This is a genomic window from Propionivibrio dicarboxylicus (assembly GCF_900099695.1).
Lineage (GTDB): Bacteria > Pseudomonadota > Gammaproteobacteria > Burkholderiales > Rhodocyclaceae > Propionivibrio > Propionivibrio dicarboxylicus.
Map to the genome: position 1 here is coordinate 25,094 of NZ_FNCY01000020.1, position 21,346 is coordinate 46,439.

23 protein-coding genes are annotated in these 21,346 nt (G+C 62.9%); 16 read left to right on the forward strand and 7 right to left on the reverse strand.

What is annotated here, in order from left to right; translation table 11 throughout:
- Window positions 1-10 precede the first annotated feature (10 nt).
- Complete coding sequence (locus tag BLR25_RS17670) at window positions 11-523, forward strand: LPS-assembly lipoprotein LptE (protein ID WP_091939555.1); 513 nt, start codon at window positions 11-13, stop codon at window positions 521-523.
- 7 nt (window positions 524-530) lie between these two features.
- The gene (gene holA, locus BLR25_RS17675; protein WP_091939557.1) at window positions 531-1,538 is read left to right on the forward strand and encodes a DNA polymerase III subunit delta; all 1,008 of its coding nucleotides are present in this window, start codon (window positions 531-533) and stop codon (window positions 1,536-1,538) included.
- A 55-nt stretch (window positions 1,539-1,593) separates the two neighbouring features.
- Here holA and BLR25_RS17680 read toward each other — a convergent pair whose 3' ends face one another.
- On the reverse strand, window positions 1,594-1,863 hold the full coding sequence (locus tag BLR25_RS17680; RefSeq protein WP_245715599.1) for a hypothetical protein: 270 nt from the start codon (window positions 1,861-1,863) through the stop codon (window positions 1,594-1,596).
- An 86-nt stretch (window positions 1,864-1,949) separates the two neighbouring features.
- On the opposite strand from BLR25_RS17680, the gene BLR25_RS17685 reads away from it, so the two are divergent.
- The 5 genes from BLR25_RS17685 to BLR25_RS17705 all read left to right on the forward strand — a co-directional run bounded on the left by BLR25_RS17685 (window position 1,950) and on the right by BLR25_RS17705 (window position 5,885).
- Window positions 1,950-3,206, forward strand: a complete 1,257-nt coding sequence (locus tag BLR25_RS17685) for a glutamate-5-semialdehyde dehydrogenase (protein WP_091939559.1) — start codon at window positions 1,950-1,952, stop codon at window positions 3,204-3,206.
- A 4-nt stretch (window positions 3,207-3,210) separates the two neighbouring features.
- Window positions 3,211-3,690 carry a methylated-DNA--[protein]-cysteine S-methyltransferase gene (locus BLR25_RS17690; RefSeq protein WP_091939561.1) on the forward strand — a complete coding sequence of 160 codons (480 nt, stop codon included), beginning with the start codon at window positions 3,211-3,213 and terminating at the stop codon, window positions 3,688-3,690.
- Window positions 3,677-4,606 carry a site-specific tyrosine recombinase XerD gene (gene xerD / locus BLR25_RS17695; protein WP_091939563.1) on the forward strand — a complete coding sequence of 310 codons (930 nt, stop codon included), beginning with the start codon at window positions 3,677-3,679 and terminating at the stop codon, window positions 4,604-4,606. The genes BLR25_RS17690 and xerD overlap by 14 nt, the downstream gene beginning before the upstream one ends.
- Window positions 4,607-4,746: 140 nt before the next feature.
- Window positions 4,747-5,454, forward strand: coding sequence for a TerC family protein (locus BLR25_RS17700; RefSeq protein WP_245715600.1), 708 nt, complete (start codon window positions 4,747-4,749; stop codon window positions 5,452-5,454).
- Window positions 5,454-5,885, forward strand: coding sequence for a universal stress protein (locus tag BLR25_RS17705; protein ID WP_091939564.1), 432 nt, complete (start codon window positions 5,454-5,456; stop codon window positions 5,883-5,885). The genes BLR25_RS17700 and BLR25_RS17705 overlap by 1 nt, the downstream gene beginning before the upstream one ends.
- A gap of 33 nt (window positions 5,886-5,918) precedes the next feature.
- Here the strand turns inward: BLR25_RS17705 and hslU are convergent, their stop codons facing one another.
- Window positions 5,919-7,250 carry an ATP-dependent protease ATPase subunit HslU gene (gene hslU / locus BLR25_RS17710; protein WP_425438696.1) on the reverse strand — a complete coding sequence of 444 codons (1,332 nt, stop codon included), beginning with the start codon at window positions 7,248-7,250 and terminating at the stop codon, window positions 5,919-5,921.
- Between the two features lie 161 nt (window positions 7,251-7,411).
- Here hslU and BLR25_RS17715 point away from each other — a divergent pair, with 161 nt between their 5' ends.
- Both BLR25_RS17715 and BLR25_RS17720 read left to right on the forward strand, forming a co-directional pair.
- Window positions 7,412-7,732, forward strand: coding sequence for a hypothetical protein (locus BLR25_RS17715; RefSeq protein ID WP_091939566.1), 321 nt, complete (start codon window positions 7,412-7,414; stop codon window positions 7,730-7,732).
- Complete coding sequence (locus tag BLR25_RS17720; RefSeq protein ID WP_091939568.1) at window positions 7,729-8,565, forward strand: HDOD domain-containing protein; 837 nt, start codon at window positions 7,729-7,731, stop codon at window positions 8,563-8,565. The genes BLR25_RS17715 and BLR25_RS17720 overlap by 4 nt, the downstream gene beginning before the upstream one ends.
- A gap of 68 nt (window positions 8,566-8,633) precedes the next feature.
- Here the strand turns inward: BLR25_RS17720 and hslV are convergent, their stop codons facing one another.
- From hslV to dapF, 4 genes are all read right to left on the reverse strand, one after another.
- The gene (gene hslV / locus BLR25_RS17725; protein WP_091939569.1) at window positions 8,634-9,173 is read right to left on the reverse strand and encodes an ATP-dependent protease subunit HslV; all 540 of its coding nucleotides are present in this window, start codon (window positions 9,171-9,173) and stop codon (window positions 8,634-8,636) included.
- 109 nt (window positions 9,174-9,282) lie between these two features.
- The gene (gene xerC, locus BLR25_RS17730) at window positions 9,283-10,188 is read right to left on the reverse strand and encodes a tyrosine recombinase XerC (protein WP_091939571.1); all 906 of its coding nucleotides are present in this window, start codon (window positions 10,186-10,188) and stop codon (window positions 9,283-9,285) included.
- 11 nt (window positions 10,189-10,199) lie between these two features.
- Window positions 10,200-10,859 carry a DUF484 family protein gene (locus BLR25_RS17735; RefSeq protein ID WP_091939573.1) on the reverse strand — a complete coding sequence of 220 codons (660 nt, stop codon included), beginning with the start codon at window positions 10,857-10,859 and terminating at the stop codon, window positions 10,200-10,202.
- Window positions 10,856-11,686, reverse strand: coding sequence for a diaminopimelate epimerase (dapF, locus tag BLR25_RS17740; protein WP_091939575.1), 831 nt, complete (start codon window positions 11,684-11,686; stop codon window positions 10,856-10,858). The genes BLR25_RS17735 and dapF overlap by 4 nt, the downstream gene beginning before the upstream one ends.
- 138 nt (window positions 11,687-11,824) lie before the next feature.
- On the opposite strand from dapF, the gene BLR25_RS17745 reads away from it, so the two are divergent.
- Complete coding sequence (locus tag BLR25_RS17745; protein ID WP_091939577.1) at window positions 11,825-12,709, forward strand: lysophospholipid acyltransferase family protein; 885 nt, start codon at window positions 11,825-11,827, stop codon at window positions 12,707-12,709.
- Between the two features lie 265 nt (window positions 12,710-12,974).
- Here the strand turns inward: BLR25_RS17745 and BLR25_RS17750 are convergent, their stop codons facing one another.
- Window positions 12,975-13,727 carry a glycosyltransferase family 2 protein gene (locus tag BLR25_RS17750; protein ID WP_091939579.1) on the reverse strand — a complete coding sequence of 251 codons (753 nt, stop codon included), beginning with the start codon at window positions 13,725-13,727 and terminating at the stop codon, window positions 12,975-12,977.
- 112 nt (window positions 13,728-13,839) lie between these two features.
- Here BLR25_RS17750 and msbA point away from each other — a divergent pair, with 112 nt between their 5' ends.
- The 6 genes from msbA to asnB are packed head-to-tail and all read left to right on the forward strand — an operon-like array spanning window position 13,840 to window position 21,332.
- Complete coding sequence (msbA, locus tag BLR25_RS17755) at window positions 13,840-15,606, forward strand: lipid A export permease/ATP-binding protein MsbA (RefSeq protein WP_091939580.1); 1,767 nt, start codon at window positions 13,840-13,842, stop codon at window positions 15,604-15,606.
- Window positions 15,603-16,688, forward strand: a complete 1,086-nt coding sequence (locus BLR25_RS17760) for a glycosyltransferase family 4 protein (RefSeq protein ID WP_091939583.1) — start codon at window positions 15,603-15,605, stop codon at window positions 16,686-16,688. The genes msbA and BLR25_RS17760 overlap by 4 nt, the downstream gene beginning before the upstream one ends.
- Window positions 16,685-17,401, forward strand: coding sequence for a class I SAM-dependent methyltransferase (locus tag BLR25_RS17765; protein WP_091939585.1), 717 nt, complete (start codon window positions 16,685-16,687; stop codon window positions 17,399-17,401). The genes BLR25_RS17760 and BLR25_RS17765 overlap by 4 nt, the downstream gene beginning before the upstream one ends.
- Window position 17,402: 1 nt before the next feature.
- The gene (locus BLR25_RS17770) at window positions 17,403-18,413 is read left to right on the forward strand and encodes a glycosyltransferase family 9 protein (RefSeq protein ID WP_218122804.1); all 1,011 of its coding nucleotides are present in this window, start codon (window positions 17,403-17,405) and stop codon (window positions 18,411-18,413) included.
- A complete protein-coding gene (locus BLR25_RS17775) occupies window positions 18,410-19,492 on the forward strand; it encodes a glycosyltransferase (protein WP_091939589.1) in 1,083 nt (360 codons plus the stop codon). Before BLR25_RS17770 ends, BLR25_RS17775 begins: the two co-directional genes overlap by 4 nt.
- Window position 19,493: 1 nt before the next feature.
- Window positions 19,494-21,332 (forward strand): asparagine synthase (glutamine-hydrolyzing), encoded by a 1,839-nt coding sequence (gene asnB, locus BLR25_RS17780; RefSeq protein ID WP_091939590.1) that lies wholly within the window; start codon window positions 19,494-19,496, stop codon window positions 21,330-21,332.
- Window positions 21,333-21,346 lie beyond the last annotated feature (14 nt).

Sequence of the window (21,346 nt, forward strand, 5' to 3'; positions counted from 1 at the left end):
GACCGCCACCATGCGCCTGTCCGTCGTTCTCGGTCTGCTCGCCAGCCTGATCCTCGGCCTCGTCGGCTGCGGTTTTCAGCTGCGCGGGGCGTACACGCTGCCGTACGAAAGCCTCTACGTCGCCATCCCGGATTACTCGGTCATCGGCGCCGGCTTCAAGCGCGCCATCCGCAGCACCGGTTCGACGCGACTGGTGCCAACCGCCGCTGAAGCGCAGGCGACTTTCCAGCCGACTGCCGAAATCCGGATGCCTGTGATCCTGTCGCTGTCGAGCGCCGGTCGCGTTCGCGAAAAGCGCCTGACCTATCGTTACAGCTTCCGTATCATCGACGCCAAAGGCCGCGACCTGGTCCTGCCGACAACGATCGACCTGTTCCGCGACATCAGCTACGCCGACTCTGACGTGCTGGCCAAGACGCAGGAAGAAGACCTGCTCTGGCGCGATATGGAAAACGATCTGGTGCAGCAACTGATGCGACGCATCGCCACCACGCAGCCGACGTTCCCGCAAGACGAGGAATAAGGCAGCCATGCAGCTTCGCGGCGATCAACTGGCAGCCCATCTCGAACGCGAGCTGAGCCCGGTCTATGCCGTGTATGGCGACGAGCCGCTGCTCGTCATCGAAGCCGCCGACGCCATCCGCGCCGCTGCCCGGCGGCGCGGCTTCGACGAGCGCCAGGTACTGACTGCGCTGCCCGGCTTCAACTGGGCCGAACTGTCGCAGGCAGCCGGCAATCTCTCGTTGTTCGGCGGCAGGACGTTGATCGACCTGCGCCTGCCAACCGGCAAGCCCGGACGCGAAGGCGGCGCGGCGCTGCAAGCCTATTGTGCCCGGCCCTCGCCGGACACGCTGCTGCTCGTCACTCTGCCCGAACTCGACTGGACCGAGGAAAAGGCCGCCTGGCTCAAGACCCTCGGTGAAGCCGGCGTGCTGCTCAAGCTGAACGCACCCAACCTGGCCGAACTACCCGCCTGGATCGCCGGGCGCCTGCGCCGCCAGAATCAGACGGCCGAACCCGACGCGCTGCGCTTCATCGCCGAGCGCGTCGAAGGCAATCTGCTCGCGGCACACCAGGAAATTCTCAAACTTGCCCTGCTGCACCCGCCCGGCCCCTTGTCGCTGCACGACGTCCAACAGGCCGTCCTCAACGTTGCTCGCTACGATCTCGACGGGCTGCGCGAAGCCTTGCTTGGCGGCGACGCCGGACGGCTGACGCGCACGCTGGAAGGCTTGGAACAGGAAGGCGAAGCACCGCCGCTGGTGCTTTGGGCAATGACCGAGGAAATCCGCGCGCTGGCAATCGTCAAGACCGGACAGACAAGCAACAAGCCGATCGACATGCTCTTGAAGGAAGCCCGTGTCTGGGGCCCGCGGCAGGCGCCGTTCCGGCGGGCGCTGCAACGGCTGGAAACAACCACGATCCAGTCGGCTTTGGCCGACGCCGCGCATATCGACCGCCTCGTCAAAGGCATCGGCAGCGGCGACATCTGGAATGAATTCGTGCGTCTCGGATTAAAGCTGTGCGCGGCGAAATGAAAACGATCTTCTACGCAGGGGCGTTGCGCGCCGCGCGCTGAGGCCCCGTGCCGTATCAGTGCCCGGTGGAATCGTCGGGTTCGTCGGGCGCCAGATGTTCCCAGAGACAATCGTCGCGCCATTCGAACTCGTCGTTGAGTCCTTGGCAGCATTTGCTCTGGACGAGGCACTCGCCTTCGGTGCAGTCGTCGACGACAACCACACGCAATTCAGGATCGACGGTGCGCTTTCCATCCCAATAACTGCAGGTGGCGCAGACCTTGATCTCGGCAGGAAGAATCAGTTTTTTACCCATGTCGGCATGCGTGTGAGCTTCGGTCTGCATGTGAGTCGCTTTTTCAGCAATGGTTCAATGAAGTTCGCCTGTGCTGGCTATAATCGGAGGTCGTATCAGGCAAACGGGACGAAAAAATGGATATCAAGCAGTATGTTGAAACCGTCGGACAGCAGGCCCGGCAAGCATCGCGCGCCATGGCACGCGCCGACACCCGCGCCAAGAATCAGGCGCTGCAGCAGATCGCTGCCGGAATCCGGCGACATTCTACTGCAATTCTTGAAGCAAATCATGGCGATATGACTGCTGCCGAGGCCGCCGGCCTCGAGGCCGCCATGCTCGACCGTCTGCGCCTGACCGAAAAATCGGTTGCACAAATGGCGGACGGCGTCGAACAGATCGCCGCGCTACCCGATCCGATCGGAGAAATCAGCGAGCTCAAATTCCGGCCGAGCGGTATCCAGGTCGGCAAAATGCGGGTCCCGCTCGGCGTCATCGGCATCATCTACGAGGCGCGGCCGAACGTCACTGCCGACGCCGCCGCGCTGTGCCTCAAATCGGGAAATGCCGCCATCCTGCGCGGCGGTTCGGAAGCCATCGGCAGCAACCGCATCATCGCCAAACTGGTGCAGGAAGGCCTTGTCGCCGCCGGCCTGCCGGCACACGCCGTTCAGGTCATCGACACCACCGACCGCGCCGCCGTCGGCCACCTGATCACCCTCCGCGACTATGTCGATGTAATCGTTCCGCGCGGCGGCAAGGGTCTGATCTCGCGCTTGCTCGCGGAATCGCGCGTGCCGATGATCCAGCACCTCGACGGCAACTGCCACGTCTACCTCGATGACGACGCCGACGCCGCGATGGCGGTCAACATCGTCGAAAATGCCAAGACGCAACGTTATGGCACCTGCAATACGACCGAATCACTGCTCGTCGCGCGTTCCCGCGCCGCCGATCTGCTGCCGCCGATCGCCGCGATGCTGGGCGCCAAAGGCGTGGAAATCCGCGGCTGCGCCGAGACGCTGGCGATCGTCGCCAACGCCGTCCCCGCCAGCGAGGAAGACTATGCCACCGAATTTCTCGCGCCGATCATTTCGGTCAAGGTCGTCACCGGCATCGACGAGGCTATCGAGCACATCAACCGCTACAGCTCGCACCACACCGAAACCATCGTCAGCGGCGACTATGGCAAGGCGCTACGTTTCCTGCGCGAGGTCGATTCGGCCTCGGTCATGGTCAATGCCTCGACGCGCTTCGCCGACGGCTTCGAGTACGGCCTCGGCGCCGAAATCGGCATCTCGACCGACAAGATCCACGCCCGCGGTCCGGTCGGTCTCGAAGGACTGACCAGCCAGAAATGGATCGTCCTCGGCACCGGGCAGGTGAGGGGCTGATGCCATGAGCGTCCAGACACATGCCGCCTACCAGGGCGTCTTCCGTGCGCCGGGCTTCTCGATCGGCATCCGTTGCGACGACATGGAAGTCCTGGCGTTGGCCTACCTCGAACCTCAGGCCGAACAGGCGCCACAGAATGCACTTGCGGCAGAAACAATGCGGCAACTGCTGGCCTACATTGACGACCCCGAGACGCCCTTCGGCCTGCCCTTGCGTCCGTCCGGTACGGCTTTCCAGCGCCGCGTCTGGGCGCAGATCGCGACCATCCCCTGCCATCAGACGCGCAGCTACGGCGAACTCGCCGCGCTGCTGCACAATGCGCCACGCGCCGTCGGACAGGCCTGCGGAGCCAATCCGTTCCCGCTCGTCGTCCCCTGCCACCGCGTCATCGCGGCCGGCGGCGGACTCGGCGGCTTCGCCCGGCAGCGCGGCGGATTTCTGATCGAGGTCAAGCGCTGGCTGCTGACCCATGAAGGCTGCTGACGCCACACAGGCCGCCCCCGACCCAGGCGACCTCGCCGACATCGACGATTTCTGCGATGCGCTCTGGCTCGAAGACGGTCTCGCCAAAGCCTCGCTGGCGAGCTATCGCAGCGATCTCAAACACTTGGCGCGCTGGTTGGCGCAACGAGGCGGCGCCCGTCTCGCGGAAGCGGACGAAAGCGCACTGATCGGTTTTGTCGCCGAACTCTCCGGCACGCTGAAGTCCGCTTCGCAGGCGCGCTACCTCGCCTCGATCCGGCGATTTTTCCGTCATTTGCTCAGACAGGGCAGAATCCGCAGCGACCCGACCCTGAAGATCGCACTGCCTGCTCGGCAGGCGCGCCTGCCCAAGATCATTTCCGAAAAGCAGATCGAAGCACTGCTCGCGGCCCCGCCCGACGATACGGCACTCGGACAGCGCGACCGTGCCATGCTCGAAACGCTGTATGCAACCGGCCTGCGCGTTTCCGAACTGGTGACGCTGAAACTGCACGAAATCAACCTCGACATGGGCGTCGTGCGCGCGTTCGGCAAGGGCAGCAAGGAACGCCTCGTACCGCTCGGCGAAACCGCCATCGACGCACTCCGTGAGTATCTGGCGGTTGCCCGCCGCGAACTCCTGAAGGGCCGGCAGAGCGACGACCTGTTCGTCACCAGCCGCGGCGCCGGCATGACGCGCCAGTCCTTCTGGCACCTGATCAAACGCTACGCCACCAGTGCCGGCATGGATGCCGCGCGGCTATCGCCGCACGTACTGCGCCACGCCTTCGCCACCCATCTGCTCAACCACGGTGCCGACCTGCGCGTCGTGCAGATGCTCCTCGGCCATGCCGACATTTCGACGACGCAGATATATACCCACGTTGCCCGCGAACGTTTGAAGTCCCTGCATGTCAGACATCATCCGCGCGGCTGAGAAACTTCAGGATGTTTCCTCACTAATGCTTGCAAAAAAGTCACATTGCAAAAATGCATTTCGTGGCATGATAAATTGAAAAGCAAGCCCACGCGTGTTGTTGTACCATACAACCAATTTCTTCTTCAGGACCCACCGCGATGATGGAGTTACTTACCTCGCCCCAGTTATTCTGGATTCCGCTGGCACAAATCATCGGTGTCAACATCGTGCTCTCCGGCGACAACGCGGTTGTCATAGCCTTGGCCGCCCGTTCACTACCGCCAGCCCAGCAGAAGAAAGCGATCGTCTGGGGATCGGGCGCAGCGATCATCATGCGGATCGTCCTGACCTTGACGGCTGTCGCCCTGCTGACGATGCCCTACCTCAAGCTCGTCGGCTCAGCCCTGTTGCTCTGGATCGGCATCCAACTCATCAACGCCGATGACGAAGGCGAGAACGTTGAATCGAGCAGCAACCTGGCCGCAGCGATCAAGACCATCCTGATCGCCGACCTCGTCATGAGCCTCGACAATGTCATCGCCGTCGCCGCCGCCGCCAAGGGCAGCTTCGTGCTGCTGATGATCGGCCTGGCGATTTCGATTCCGCTCGTCATTTTCGGCGCAACGATGCTGCTGCGACTGATGGAACGCTTCCCGATCATCATCACGATCGGTGCCGCCTTGCTTGGCTACGTCAGCGGTGAAATGGCAGTCACCGATCCGGCCGTACACCACTGGATCAACGAGAACTTCGCCTCACTGCATCACATCCTGCCCGGCAGCTTCGCCGTGCTCGTCGTCGTCGTCGGCAAAGTGCTCTACAAGCGCAAGATGGCCGCCGCGGCGCTATCCGAGGAAAAGTGCTGATGAAAAACGTCCTGCTTCCAGTCGATGGTTCCGAATGCGCCTTGCGCGCGGTGTCGCTTGCCATTGCCAAGATCAGCCACTATCGCACGCCTGACGATACGGCGATCCACCTCATCAACGTGCAGGTGCCCTTCTCCCAGGACATCAGCCGCTTCGTCACCCAGGCGCAAATCGAGGAATTCCACCGCAGCGAGGCCGAAGCCGCGCTCAAGGACGCCCGCGCCTTACTCGACGCGGCCGGACTGACCTACACGGTGCATGCACGGATCGGCGCGATCGCCGAAGAAATCAGCCAACTCGCCGACGAGTTGGGATGCGACCAGATCGTCATGGGCACCCATGGTCGCGGCGCGCTCGGCGACCTCCTGATGGGATCGATCACACTCAAGGTGCTGCACCTCGCCCAGATCCCAATACTGCTCGTCAAATGAGGCCGTTGCCGGGGCATTCCCCCCGGCACCCCGCTATAGCACGTAGCGCGACAGATCCTCGTTTTTCACCAATCCCGCCAGACGCTCGTCAACATAGGCCGCATCGACGCGAAGACCAGTCGCCTCGCCGCCGTTGCCAGCACTGAAAGACACTTCCTCGAGCAAGCGCTCGACCACCGTATAGAGACGACGCGCACCGATGTTCTCGGTCCGCTCATTGACCGACCAGGCGACTTCGGCCAGGCGCCGAATGCCATCCGGCGCAAACTCGAGCGACACGCCTTCGGTCGCCAGCAAAGCCTGGTACTGCATCGTCAGGCAGGCATCGGTTTGCGTCAGGATGCACTCGAAATCTGCGACCGACAAGGATTCGAGTTCAACCCGAATGGGAAAACGTCCCTGCAATTCGGGGATCAGGTCCGATGGCTTCGACAGGTGAAAAGCGCCGCTGGCAATGAACAGGATGTGGTCGGTGCGGATCATCCCGTACTTCGTCGACACCGTCGTCCCCTCGACCAGCGGCAGCAAGTCGCGCTGCACGCCTTGACGTGACACATCGGCGCCGTGCGTATCGCTGCGAGAGGTGATCTTGTCAATTTCATCCAAAAAGACGATGCCATTCTGTTCGACGTTGGTGACCGCGGCGAGCTTGATTTCATCGTCATTGACGAGCTTGGCGGCCTCTTCATCGACAAGCAGTTTGCGCGCTTCGGCCACGCGCAGTTTGCGCGTCTTCTTGCGGCCGTTGCCGAGATTCTGGAACATCCCCTGAATCTGCGAGGTCAGCTCTTCCATGCCTGGCGGCGCAAAAATCTCCGCCTGCAGGCCGGCCGCGCTCACCTCGAGTTCTATTTCCTTGTCATCGAGTTCGCCTTCGCGCAATTTCTTGCGGAATTTCTGCCGGGTCGAGTTTTCCTCGGCCGACTGGGCCTCGTTAAAAAAGCCGCCGCGCGCGGGCGGCAGCAGCACGTCGAGAATCCGATCTTCGGCCGCGTCCTCGGCGCGCGCACGCATCGCCTTCATTCCCTGCTCGCGAGCATTCTTGACGGCGATCTCGACAAGGTCGCGAATGATCGTCTCGACATCGCGCCCGACATAACCGACCTCGGTAAATTTCGTTGCCTCGACCTTGATGAAGGGCGCATTGGCGAGCCGCGCCAGACGACGTGCGATCTCGGTCTTGCCGACGCCGGTCGGCCCGATCATCAGAATGTTCTTCGGCGTGATTTCCTGACGCAAGGGCTCGGCCACCTGGGCGCGCCGCCAGCGATTGCGCAAGGCGATGGCAACAGCCTTCTTGGCCCTGCCTTGTCCGACGATATGCTTGTCGAGTTCGTGGACTATTTCCAAAGGAGTCATTTGCATGGTTTGCGACATGGTCATTTGTTGGAAACACAAAAACGAGCAGGGAATCTTACACGTTATCGTCGGCGATGCGCATTGTGTGGCACACTTAGCAGGTATTCCCGAGCCGCCGCAATCAAGGTGACGTCGGGAACACGCTTTGGTACCGAAGGAACGCAAGAATGAAGATGCGAAATGTTTGTCTGGCACCGAGCCGGGCCACGCCCGGCATGACACTGACCAGTCCGGTCAACGGCCGCGACGGTCTCCCTCTGCTCGCCGCCGGCACGACAATCGATGGCGACACGATCGAACGCCTGATCCGGCGCGGCGTTGAAACCATCTGGGTGGAGATTCCCGACGAACGCGACGCGCGGACGATCGCCATCGAACTGGAAGCCGCCGACCACCGCATCGCCACCATTTTCAGGGGCCGCGGCAGCCCGGCGCGCGAAGCCTTGCGCGAGGCCGTCATCCACTATCGACGGGAATCCTTGCAATGAGCATCGCGACGCTTGAAGAACTCCCCGAGCACGCCCGCAAGCTGCCGTCGCTGCCGGAAGTCGTGAACTACCTGACGCGTTCGCTGCACGACGAACGCGCCGATGCCGACACCATCGCGCACCACATCAATTCGGACCCCGCCATCGTCGCTCGCCTGCTCGCTGCTGCCAACTCGGCTGCTTCGGGCGTATCGACGCGCATCGTCACGACCAAGCAAGCCTTTCTTTTCCTCGGCGTCGACCGGATTGCCAGCATCATCCTCGCTTCCGCCCTCGCCTATCGCTATGACATCCGGCATGGCGGCTTCGACGCCCGGCTGCTCTGGCGGCACTCGCTCGGTGTCGCGGTCTGTGCACGCGTGCTCGCCGAACACACCGACATCGACCCGGAACTCGCCTTCACCGCAGGACTGCTGCACGACATCGGGCAGTTGCTGATGTACATCACCAGCCCGGCCGATTATCTGCGCGTCATCGAAAAGCGCGTTGACGAAGACATCCCGCTCATCGACGCCGAGCACGCGATCTACGGGTATGACCACACCGAAGCCGGCACGACGCTGGCCAAGGCGTGGAATCTGCCGAACGAGATCATCGACGCCATCGCCGCCCACCACACGCCGGACGAGATCGGCAGCGAGATCGGCAACCTCGTCCATGTCAGCGAGGTGCTGAGCCACGGACTCGATCTCGGCGAACAGCCGAACAATCAGGTCCCAGACCTGTCGGAACTCGCCTGCGCGCAACTGGGTTTGTCATGGACGGTTATCGGCAAGCGCTTTGCCGAAATCGAGGCCCGTTACGAAGGCATTCGCGTCGCACTCGGCATCTAGTTGGCACGTGGCGCGGAACACGCCACACAATCCAAGCGCGGAATGCGCCGCGGCCGTGACGCAGCGGCTTACGCGTCGAGCGTTTCTATCGTGAACTGGTGATTCGTATAGATGCACAGGTCGCCGGCAATCTCCAGCGACTTGCGTACCACCTCGTCCGGGGCCAGTTCGGTGTTCTCGATCAGCGCACGCGCCGCCGACTGCGCAAACGCCCCGCCCGAACCGATCGCGACGATGCCTTGCTCGGGCTCCAACACGTCGCCATTACCGGTGATCACCAGCGAATGTTCTCGATCCGCGACCGCCAGCATCGCTTCGAGACGGCGCAGGGCGCGGTCGCTGCGCCAATCCTTGGCCAGTTCCACGGCCGAACGCAGCAGGTTGCCCTGATGCTTGTCGAGTTTCGCCTCGAACCGCTCGAACAGCGTGAAGGCATCGGCCGTACCGCCGGCAAAGCCGGCCAGGATCGACTCCTGATAAATCCGCCGGACCTTGCGCGCACTGGCCTTGATGACGATGTTGCCAAGCGTCACCTGTCCGTCGCCGCCCATCGCCACGCGATTGCCGCGGCGCACGGAAAGAATGGTCGTACCGTGATATTGCTCCATGAATCGTCCTTGCTATTGGCAAAAAGGCGGGCGCGCCGAGCGCTCCCGATCACACTCGTGGCGGCCATTTCTAGCATATCCGCGTAGCGGCGGCAAATTGCCGTCCCCTCTAGGTCTTGCGCTTGGCGCGCGGATGCGCGGCGTCGTAAATTTTTGCCAGATGCTGGAAATCGAGATGCGTATACACCTGCGTCGACGCGATGCTCGCGTGCCCGAGCATTTCCTGCACAGCGCGCAGATCGCCGGACGACTGCAGGACATGCGAGGCAAAGGAATGGCGCAGCATATGCGGGTGCACCCCCAGCGGCAAACCGCTCAGCAGTGCCTTGCGCTTGAGTCGCTGCTGGATGACGCGGGGACTGATGCGTTCGCCGCGCGCACCGACGAACAAAGCCGTTTCGCCCGGTTTCGCCACCGCATCCCGACATTGCATCCAGGCGGCGATCGCCTCGCAAGCCTTGCTGCCGACAGGCACATGACGCTCCTTGTTGCGCTTGCCAAGCACGCGCACCTCACCCTCGCGCAGATCGACGAGACAGCCAAGATCGAGTTGGACAAGTTCCGACAGGCGCAGGCCGGATGAATAAAAAAGCTCGAACATCGCCTGGTCGCGGCAATCGAAGACTTCGTCGCCAGGCGTCTCCAGCAGTTTGGCCGTTTCCTCGGGCGACAAGGCCTTGGGTAGCGCCTTCGGGCTATTCGGCGCCCGGATGCCTTCGACCGGATTGGCCGATACCCGCCCCTGCTGGCCGAGCCAACGGTAAAACCCCCGCCACGCCGACAAGGTGCGGGCCAGCGAACGGCCGCCCAATCCGCCCGCATGAAGTTTCGCGACAAAGCGCCGCACCTCATGCGGCATGACGCCAAGAACACCGTCACGCACGCCGGACTCCTGCACCAAGCCGGCAAGCGTATCGAGATCATGCCGGTAGGCGCTGACGGTATGCGCCGACTGACGGCGCTGCTGCGCAAGCGAATCGAGATAGGCGCCGATCAGCGCCGCCGCATCCGCCATGCCATTATCCTTCAGGCCAGACGCAGCACCCGTGCCAGCGCGCCCGAGGCCATTTCGCCGAGGCGTTCGAGATAGAGCGTGCCCATGCCGGCGTAAAAGCGTTGCGCGTCCTCGCTGCCCAAGGCGATCATGCCCATCGTGCCGCCGCCATTGCGCAAGGCGATCAAAGCTTGCGAACGCACGTGCTTCGAGCCTTCGCCGAACCACGACGAGGTTTCGAAACCGGAGGTCGAGCCGCAATACGGTTGCATCAAGGTCTCGGCGAAAGTCTGCAACTCGTCGCTGACCTCGGCGAACTCGGGCAGTTCGGCGACGTTCGCCGGCCGATTCCAGAGGCGCAGGGCGAACTGCGGTATGGCGAAGTCATCGCGCAAATGAAAATTGAGCGAATGGATCACCGCCTGGAAGGACGCGGCCGAAATGATCGCCACGGCCAGACGGTGCATCTTCTCGCTGATGACGTCGTTCTCTTCGCCGAATTGCAGCAATTCGCCCATCTTGCCCTCGAGCTGGCGATTCTTGTCGCGCAGGCTGAGCATCTGGCGCTCGGTGATCGAGATCGTCCGCCCGCCGTGCGGATGCGGAATGACGACATGCGAAAGCAGCTCGGCATGCTCCTCGAAGAACTGCGGATTTTCCAGCAGATAGCGGGCGACGTCCTCGGATTTCATAGTTCGATTTCTCCCGTGAATACGGTAACGGCCGGACCGGTCATCATCACCGGTTGCCCGGGACCACCCCAGGCGATCGACAGGTCGCCGCCGCGCGTCGCGACGCGCACCGGCGAGTCGAGCAAACCGCGCGAAATACCGGCAGCAACCGCGGCGCAAGCGCCCGTGCCGCACGCCAGCGTCTCACCGGCACCACGCTCATAGACGCGCAACCGGATCGAGTGACGATCGACGACCTGCATGAAACCGGCATTGACGCGCTTGGGGAAGCGCGCATGACGCTCGATCAGCGGCCCCTGCACCTCGACCGGCGCCGCATCGACGTCGGCGACGACCTGGACGGCATGCGGATTGCCCATCGACACGGCGGTGATCGCCACCACATCGCTGCCAACCGGAATCGTCTGGATCACGTCCATCGAGGTACTGTCGAACGGGATCTTCTCGGGTTCAAAGACCGGCGCGCCCATATTGACGGTGATGTTGCCGTCATCCTCGAGACGCGGCCCGATAACGCCGCGCATGGTCTCGACGCGGATCTCCTTCTTTTCGGTCAGTCCCTGGTCATGCACAAAACGGACGAAGCAGCGGGCGCCATTGCCGCACTGCTCGACTTCGCCGCCATCGGCGTTGAAGATGCGATAACGGAAATCGACACCGGGCGTCGACGACTTTTCGACCAGCAACATCTGATCGAAGCCGACGCCGAAATTACGGTGCCCGATAAAGCGGATCTGATCCTCGGTCAGCGCCACCGCCTGCCGCACCCCGTCGATGACGACAAAATCGTTGCCCAGCCCGTGCATTTTCGAGAATTTGAGTTTCATTACGCGATAACCTTCCGTTTGGCTTCCAAGTAAACTACAAGTTTGATGCGGACATTATAAAGTCGTCCGCGACAAATCCGTTGCCGATATACTTGCCCGCCGTCCGATTTTTACCTGCACGAGACCTACGCGCCCATCATGGCCAAACGACTTCTCAGCCACGCCGCCGTCGCCCTTTTCTGGCTGCTGCACTTCCTGCCGCTGCCGCTGCTGGCCGCGCTCGGACGCGGACTCGGCCGCCTGCTGCTGGCGCTCGGGAAACGACGCCGCCATATCGCCGCGACCAATCTCGCGCTGTGCTTCCCGGAACTCGACGCGGCGGCGCGCGAACAACGCCTGCGCGCCCACTTCGAGGCCATCGGCCGCAGCCTGCTCGAACGCAGCCTGCTCTGGTGGAGCCGCCCGGAGCGCCTGCGCCAACTGGTCCGGGTCGAGGGCGAGGAAAAGATCCGCGCGCTAATAGACGCCGGCAAACCCGTCATCATGCTGGCGCCGCATTTCGTCGGCCTCGACGCCGGCGGCGTCGCGCTGGCCATGCGCTTTGACGCGCTCAGCATCTACTCGACACAAAAGAACCCGGTCTTCAACACGCTCCTGTATCGCGGCCGCAAGCGCTTCGGCGACCAGAAGCTGCTCTCCCGCCAGGAAGGCGCGCTGGCGACGATCAAGGCAATGCGCGCGGGCCGGCCCTTCTACTACCTGCCCGACATGGACTTCGGCCGGCGCGACTCGATCTTCGCGCCCTTCTTCGGCGTCCCCGCTGCCACCATCACCGGCCTCTCCCGACTGGCACGGGCAGCCGGCGCCACCGTGCTATTCACGGTCACACGCATGCTGCCCGACGGCGGCTATGTGCTCGAAATCGGCGATCCCTGGCCGGACTTCCCGACGGCCGACGCCGACGCCGACACGCGACGGATGAACGAAGCTATCGAAGCCGTCGTCCGCACAATGCCGGAGCAATATTACTGGGTGCACCGCCGCTTCAAGACGCGGCCCGAGGGCGAGCCGTCGTTCTACTAGGGGGTGTTCACAATCAACCGCTGGATTGCGTTGCTCCCTGCGCTGGAGCGGCTGCAAGGCGTGCGTTGCAGCGAAGGGTCGTTCCCTTCGCAAGACGCACAACGCCGCAGACGACCTGCGCAGGGGCAACCCGAAGGGCAAGGTATTGGCAGGGCGCATCGCGTTGTTGCCGGATGCTTGCATGGATGGCCATGCGGCGCATCCGCCGCCTAGCGCTGCGCCCTGCCAATACCTTGCGCAACCAACGCTTGATTGTGAGCACCCCCTAACCGCGACGCAGCTGGCGTTCGCGGATCTTGGCGTACTTGACGAAGCTGTTGAAGCAGCCGATGGCGATATGCACGAGTCCGGGCAAGCCATCGAGAAAGCCGCCGCGCACGACATAGAACTTGATGAAGCGCAGGAGCGGTGAGGCGATCAGCCGCCCCGCCGACACCGGACGCCCGTCGGGATCGGCCATGCCCGCCGCCAGCGAGGTGTAGCGGTTCTGTTTGGTCAGGTAAGACTCGAGCGTCTCGGCCGAATCGTGCAACAGATCGCCGGCGAGGGTGCCGACCGCTGTCTCGCAGAGGACTTTCTCATGGACGGCATCGGCCGACCACCGCGCCACTCGGCGATCGAAGAGCCGCAGACTCCAGTCGGGATAACCTTCGCCATGACGCAGATAACGGCCGAGAAAGCGATTCGCCCGGGCAAAACGGAAAGCCTGAAATTGCGGTACCGCCAGCGCCTGCCTCAGACTGGCGGCAAGTTCCGGCGACAGGCGCTCGTCGGCGTCAAGACAGAGCACCCAGTCATTGCGCGCGGCATCGACGGCGCGCTGCTTCTGCACGCCGAAGCCCGGCCAGTCGGTCTCGATCACGCGCGCGCCATGCGCGGCACAGACCGCCTGCGTCCCGTCGGTGCTGCCGGAATCGAGCACGACGATCTCGTCGGCCAGCGCAGCGACGCTCTCAAGGCACGGGACGATGGTCGCGGCTTCGTTCTTGCTGATGATGACAACGCTGAAGGGAATCATGGTATTCCGGCACGGTTTGGCTCCGTGCGGAGACTAACACTCCCGGAATTCCGGCGCAAAAGAAACCCGGCCGACCGTTTATAATGCCGGTTTTCGCCCAATCCGCCGAATAATGGCCACAGCCCTCCCACCCAGTAGCCGCGCGCTCTATTTCCGCTTGCTGACCTACGTCCGTCCGTACTGGCGGGTGCTCGCCGGCGGACTGGTCGCCACCTCGCTGGCGGCGGCCACAGAACCGATGTTCCCGGCACTGCTCAAGCCGCTGCTCGACAACGGTTTCGCCAGCGATACCGGCTACAAGCCGCTGACCGTCGCGGCGATGATCATTGGCATCTTCGTCCTGCGCGGCGGCGTCAGTTTCCTCGCCTCGTATGCCATGTCCTGGGTGCAGAACCGCATCATCACCGACATCCGCCAGGAGATATTCGCCCGCTTCATGCGCCTGCCGGCCGGCTATTTCAACCAGAACCCTTCGGCCCAACTGATCACCAAGGTCACCTACGACGTCAACAATATCGCAGGCGCCACAACGACCGTCGGCACCGTACTGATCCGTGACTCGCTCGTCGTCGTCGGCCTGCTCGGCTGGCTGTTGTACATCAACTGGCAGCTGACCTTGATCACGCTGCTGGTCGGGCCGCTGATTGCCATCTTCACCCGACTCCTCGCCAAACGCCTGCGCACGATGAGCCGCGCGACCCAACTCGGCATGTCGGTGATGACCGAAACGCTGCAGGAAGCGATTTCCTGTCAGAAAATCATCAAGGTATTTCGCGGCGAAACGCAGGAAGAAGAACGCTTCGCCCGAGTGAACCATGCCCTGCGCGGCTACGGAATGCGGCAGGGCATCGCCGCCGCGGCGACGACGCCGGCGGTGCACCTGATCGCCTCGTTCGCCGTCGCCATCGTCGTCTATATTGCGATGGTCCAGTCGCAACAAGGACAAACCACCGTCGGCAGCTTCGTCTCCTTCATCACCGCCATGCTCATGCTGCTGGCCCCAATCAAGCAGCTGGCCAACGTCAATGCGCCGCTGCAGACCGGACTCGCCGCTGCCGAAAGTATCTTCCGCGTTCTCGACGAGACCCCCGAAGCGGACCTCGGCCAGACCGTGCTGGCGCGTGCCAAGGGCCGCATCGAGCTCGACCGGCTGCACTTCCGTTACCCCAAGGCCGAACGCGACGCGCTCGACGGCATCTCGCTCGACATCGCACCCGGGCAGACGGTGGCGCTCGTCGGCACCTCGGGCGGCGGCAAGACGACGCTCGCCAACCTGATTCCGCGCTTCTACACACCGACTGCCGGCCGCCTGCTGATCGACGGACACGACGCCCAGGACATCACGCTCGCCAGCCTGCGCGAACAGATCGCCATCGTCTCGCAGGAAATCGTGCTCTTCAACGACACGGTCGCCGCCAACATCGCCTACGGCATCTCGCGCAACGCGCCACGCGACGCCATCGAAGCGGCGGCGGCCAGCGCCAACGCGCTCGATTTCATCCGCGCCCTGCCTGAAGGCTTCGACACGCTGATCGGCGAAAACGGCTCGCGCCTCTCCGGCGGACAGCGCCAACGTATCGCCATCGCCCGCGCCATTCTCAAGGACGCGCCGATCCTGATTCTCGACGAGGCCACCTCGGCGCTCGACAACGAATCGGAACGTCAGGTGCAGGCGGCGCTCGAGACGCTGATGCAAGGCCGGACAACGATCGTCATCGCCCACCGGCTATCGACGATCGAACGCGCCGACCGCATCGTCGTGCTCCAGCACGGCCGCATCGTCGAATCGGGAGCTCACCGTGACCTGCTGGCGCAGGACGGCGTCTATGCCCAACTCTATAAACTTCAATTCTCCGAACCGGGCGGAAACCACGCATGAAAATCGTCCATACCGAAGCCTCCTGCGGTTGGGGCGGCCAGGAAATCCGCATTCTCGAAGAAGCACGCGGCATGATCGCCCGTGGCCATGAAGCCTGCGTGCTCTGCCCGCCCGAGGCGCGTATTTTTGCCGAAGCGCCGCGTTTCGGCGTGCCGGCCCACGCCCTGCCGATCGGGCGCAAACGCCTGCCCGGCCTGCTCGCGCTACGCCGCTGGCTGAAGGACAACCCGGCCGACGTCATCAACACCCACAGTTCGACCGACAGCTGGCTGGCCGGCCTCGCCTGCGCCACCCTGCCGGCCCCGGCGCCAATCGTACGCACCCGCCACATTTCCGCACCGATCGCCGTCAACGCCGGCGCCCGCTGGCTCTACGGACGCTCGGTGCAGCATGTCGTCACCACCGGCGAGGCTTTGCGCCAAACGCTGATCCGCGAACTCGGCCTGGCGCCGGATCGCGTCACCTCGGTGCCGACCGGCATTGACACGCAACGCTTCGCTCCCGGTGACAAACTCGCCGCCCGGCAGGCGCTCGGCCTCGATACGCAAAGCCGCTACATCGGCATCGTCGCCACGCTGCGCAGCTGGAAAGGGCACCTGTATCTGCTCGACGCCTTTGCCCAGCTCGACGCACCGGGATGGAAGCTCCTGATCGTCGGCGAGGGGCCGATGCAAGACAACATCATCGCCAAGATTGACGCATTGCAACTGCAGGATCGCGCCCTCCTTGTCGGACAGCGTAGCGATCCGGAAAACTGGATGCGTGCGCTCGACATCTTCTGCCTTCCTTCCTACGCCAACGAGGGCGTTCCCCAATCGGTCATGCAGGCCATGCTGACGCAATTGCCGATCGTCACCACCCCGGTCGGCGCGATCCTTGAAGCCGTCAGTGACGAAAAATCGGCGCTGATCGTCCAGCCACAGAACAGCGACGCGCTGGCACACGCGCTGCGCCGATTGATCGACGACACGACACTCGCCGAACGCCTGGGCGTAGCGGCGCGCACGCGCGCCACCGAACATTTTTCCCGCGAACACATGCTCAACCGCATGGAAGCCATTTTTCGGTCGACACAACCATGAACATGCCTCTTTGGACGGATTTCTCCGACGACCCCAATAACCGCGACGCCAAAGCTGCGGTACGAAACTGGCTTCCCAGCGCACGCCGCATCCATGATGACATTGACCTACTTGGATTCATCAGGGAACTTGTCCGCGGGCAACGCGTGCTCGACATCGGCGTCGTGTCCCACAGCGCCCGCTATTTCGACCAGCCGGATTGGCGCCACGGCCAGATCGCGGCCGAAGCGAAATACTGCCTCGGACTTGATATTCTTGAAGACTTGGTCGGTGAACTCAACGCCCGAGGGTTCAATGTCCGCTGCGTCGACGCCACGTCGGACGCCGACCTCGGCGATCGTTTCGACGTCATTTTTATCGGCGACGTCGTCGAACACGTCAACAACCCTGTCGACCTGCTGGCTTTTGCCGGACGCCACCTCACCCCGGAAGGCAAGCTCTACGCGACCACGCCCAACCCGTTCAGCCGCAAGTTTTTCCGCGAATTCCGGCGATCCAAGGGGAATCTGGTCGTCAACCTCGACCATGTCGCCTGGATCACCCCTACCCTGGCGATGGAACTTGCCCGGCGATCCGGACTGAGGCTGAACGCTTACCACCTCGTCAAGCGTCTCTCGCCGTTTTCCCGCCTGATCAAGTCGCTGACATGGCAAATCGAGCCCCCGGAGTACAGTTTCCCCGACTACATCTATGAGTTCTCGCGCCCGCGCTGAAATGCCACAGAAGATCCTGTACATCAACGTGTCGAGAATCGGCGACACGCTGCTCGTCAGCCCGGCGGTCCGGGCTGTGGCGACGGCGTTTCCCGACGCGGAAATCACGCTGCTCGGCCACCCCAAGCGCGCTGAAGTCCTGCAGCATCTCTCCTTCGTTCACCATGTCGGCACCATCAGCAAACAGCGCGCCCCGTGGCTCGGCTGGGTCGCTCGGAACACCTATGATCTGGCCTTCGTCTGCGGCTACGACGAACCCCTGATCAAGTACGCGCTCCGGGTCGCCAGAAAGGTGGTCGCCTTTCGCCAGGGCGATGACGACATCAATGCACGACTGTTCAAGGCAGTCGAGCACCCGCCGTTCCAGACCGAACATGCCGTAGACATCCAACTGCGCCTGCCTGCCGCCGTCGGCATCGCACCGGCCGGGCGAGCCCTCGCCTACCAGGTCACCGAAGCAGAATCCCTCTGGGCCCGAGCGGAATTGGCGCGCACCACCCCGGCGCCGTCGTCGCCGCTGATCGGACTTCAGGTCGCCAGTTTCCCGACCAAAGCCTATCGCGACTGGCCAGTCGACCATTTCATGGCACTGACCGACAAAATTCGCAGCGCTTGGCCTGACGCCCATTTCCTGATCTTCGGCGGGACCGAAGAAACGGTCAGGACGAACCAGCTCCAGCAGTACCTGGGCAAGGCATCGACGCTCTATGCCGGACGCCTGACACTGCGACAAACCGCCTCGCTGATGAACGAGCTCGATCTTTACATCGGCGTCGACACCGGACCCACCCACATCATGGGCGCGCTGCATCGCCCCATGGTGGCGCTTTATCACGGTTATTCCCCCAGCCGCTACCTCGCCCCATTGGAGCATCCTTGCGCGTACATTGTCGATCACCCCTTGGCTGACCAGGACTGCTCGACCGAGGCCCCGATGAGCGACATCACCGTCGACCGGGTCTGGCAAGCCGTCGCACGGGCTTTGTCCGAGCATCCGCCCAAAGTGCGATGAAATTCGGGTTGATCACCACCAATCTGCGCGGCGGCGGCGCCGAAAAGGCGATGCTCAAGTTATCGGCGTTGCTGGCAGGTCGAGGGCACGAAACCCATCTCATTATTCTTGAACATCGGGTCGAACACGCGCTTCCTGCGGCCGTAACATTCACCGCGCTGACCGAACCCGGTCATCCCGTCCGCAAGGGATGGCTCGGCAAGCACCTGCTCGCCTGGCGTTTGCGCCGGCACGTCAAAAAGCTCGCCGGTGACACGCCCTTCGATCTCATCGTCAGTACGTTGCCGTTCGCCGACGAGGTATGCAAACAGGCGCGCCTGCCAAAGTTATGGCATCGCATTGCCAACACACTCTCCGCTGAAATCGGCCGCTTGTCGGCCACTCCGGCGAAAGCGGCACGCCGCCTGAAGAAATACCGCGAGCTTTATGACGCCGGCCAATTGCTTGCCGTCTCGCGCGGCGTCGCCGAAGATCTGCATGAACTCAACATCGCCGCCCGACGGATCGAATGCCTCTACAATCCTTTCGATGCAAGCGCCATCAGGACGGCAGCCAAAGCCCCCGCCCCGCTACCGGACAGCCCGTATATCGTCCATGTCGGACGTTTTTCCGCGCAAAAAAGACACGACCTGCTGCTTGAGGCGTTCCGCCAGTTGCCAAGCAGCCACCGCCTCGTCCTGCTTTGCCATGACGACCCGGCACTGCAAGCCCTGATCGGACAACACGATCTTTCGGATCGTGTCATCGTCGCCGGATTCCAACCCAACCCGTATCCCTGGATCGCTGCCGCAGATCTGCTTGTCCTCTGTTCGGATCATGAGGGCATGCCCAACGTATTGGTCGAGGCACTGCTGCTCGGCGTCCCGGTGGTCAGCACCGATTGCCCGTCGGGCCCCCGTGAAGTCCTGCAAAACGGCAAGTGCGGCCGGCTGGTGCCCTGCAACGATGCCGCCGCGCTGAACGAGGCGATGCGCGAGACACTTTCCGGCAAGAGCACTCTCGAGCCGTTCGACCCTTCGCTCTTCCTGCCGAGTGCAGCCATCAGCCACCTCGAACGACTGGCACAGGAGACCCTCTGACATGTGCGGCATTCTCGGACTGATCGACACGCCCTGGCAAGACTATGCCGGCGAAGCACTCGCCTCCATCGCCAAGCGCGGCCCGGACGAGCAATCGTTCAGTCGTGCCGACAAAGCCATCTTTGGCCACACGCGCCTGTCGGTGATCGACCTCGCCACAGGCGCGCAACCGATGCGTACGCCCGACGGGCGCTACACGCTGGTATTCAACGGAGAGATCTACAATTTCCGCGAATTGCGCAGCGAACTGGAAGCCCGGGGCTATGTCTTCTCGACGCAATCCGACACCGAGGTCTTGCTGCACGGTTTCGCCGAATGGGGCCGTGCGGTCTTGCCGCGCCTCGACGGCATGTTCGCCTTTTCCATCTGGGATAGCCGGACGAATACGCTTTTTGCCGCCCGCGACCGACTCGGCATCAAACCTTTCTTCTATTCAACGGCGCAAGGATTCGTCTTTGCCTCGACGCTGGCACCATTTTTCCGCCTGCCGGGATTCCCACGCCGGATCGATTTCACCGCAGTGCGCGACTATCTGGCCTTCCAGACCTGTCTCGCACCGCAAACCCTGCTGGCCGACGTCCGTCAGTTGCCGCCCGCCTGCTGGCTGAGTTTCTGCGCCAACGATAAGCGTTTCGAGCAGGGTCAATGGTGGTCCATCCCGGCCGCCGGAAACGAAGCCCCCCCATTCGACGAACTGGTCGACACGATCGATGCCGCGCTACGCGAAAGCGTCCGCCGCCAACTGGTCGCCGATGTGCCGCTTGGCGCCTTTCTCTCCGGCGGCATCGACTCCAGCCTGACGGTGCGTTACATGGCCGAAACCGGCGCGGCCCCGCTGAAAACCTTCTCGATGCGATTCTCCGAGGAAGGCTACGACGAAACCAGCGCGGCACTTGCCGTCGCGCGCGCTTTCGACACCGACCACATGGTTCTCGACGCCCCGGCAATCGATGCCGACGCGTTCGTGCGCGCCATCGGGGATCTTGACCAGCCGTTGGCAGACCCCGCCTACGTCATGACATGGGAATTGTCCCGACAAACCCGACAACATGTCACGGTTGCACTGTCGGGCGACGGTGGCGACGAACTGTTTGCCGGATACCCGCGCTTTGCCGATGAAGCGTCGCTGTTCCCGCAACGCTCGGGACAAAAACTGTTGCGCCGTCTGATCGAGGCAGGGCTCGCTCCGGCATCGCTCACCCGACGGGCTCTCTGGGGGCAGGAGCTTCTTCTTTATCGGCGAGCAGAACTCGGTCCATGGACGGGGTCGCGCAAAAGCCTGTCCAACTACCTGCGGCCGGACGCGCTGGATGCCGCCCACCCACAAGGCACGCTGGAACGATGGGTGCAACTCGCCAACAGTTTCGGCGCGCCGATGGACACGGCGAGCCTGATGCGGGCCGATCTGTGGACCTATCTGTCGGAAAACTGCCTGAGCAAGACAGACCGGGCAAGCATGGCCCACAGCCTGGAAATCCGGGTACCCTTGCTCGGACAGCCAGTACTCGACGCAGTCTTGAGCCTTCCCGCCAGCACGCATTATGACAAGGACGGCGGCAAGGCCATTCTCCGTCAAATTGCCCGCAATTCTCTGCCCGAAGCCGTCTGGAACCGGGAAAAGCACGGATTTTCGGTCCCCTTGCAGGCTTACTTCAATGGCGCCTGGAAATCGCCATGCGACGCCGTCATCGCCGACTGCGCTAGAATTGCGCCGTTCCTCAATCCCAAAGCCATCGCCACGCTATGGCAAGAGGCGAAAGCGGGCAAAGCGTCAAGACGACTGGCCTATACCATCGTCACCTTGCTGCTCTGGCTCGACAAGACAAAACTGCAAGCCTGACAAGGAAACGAAGC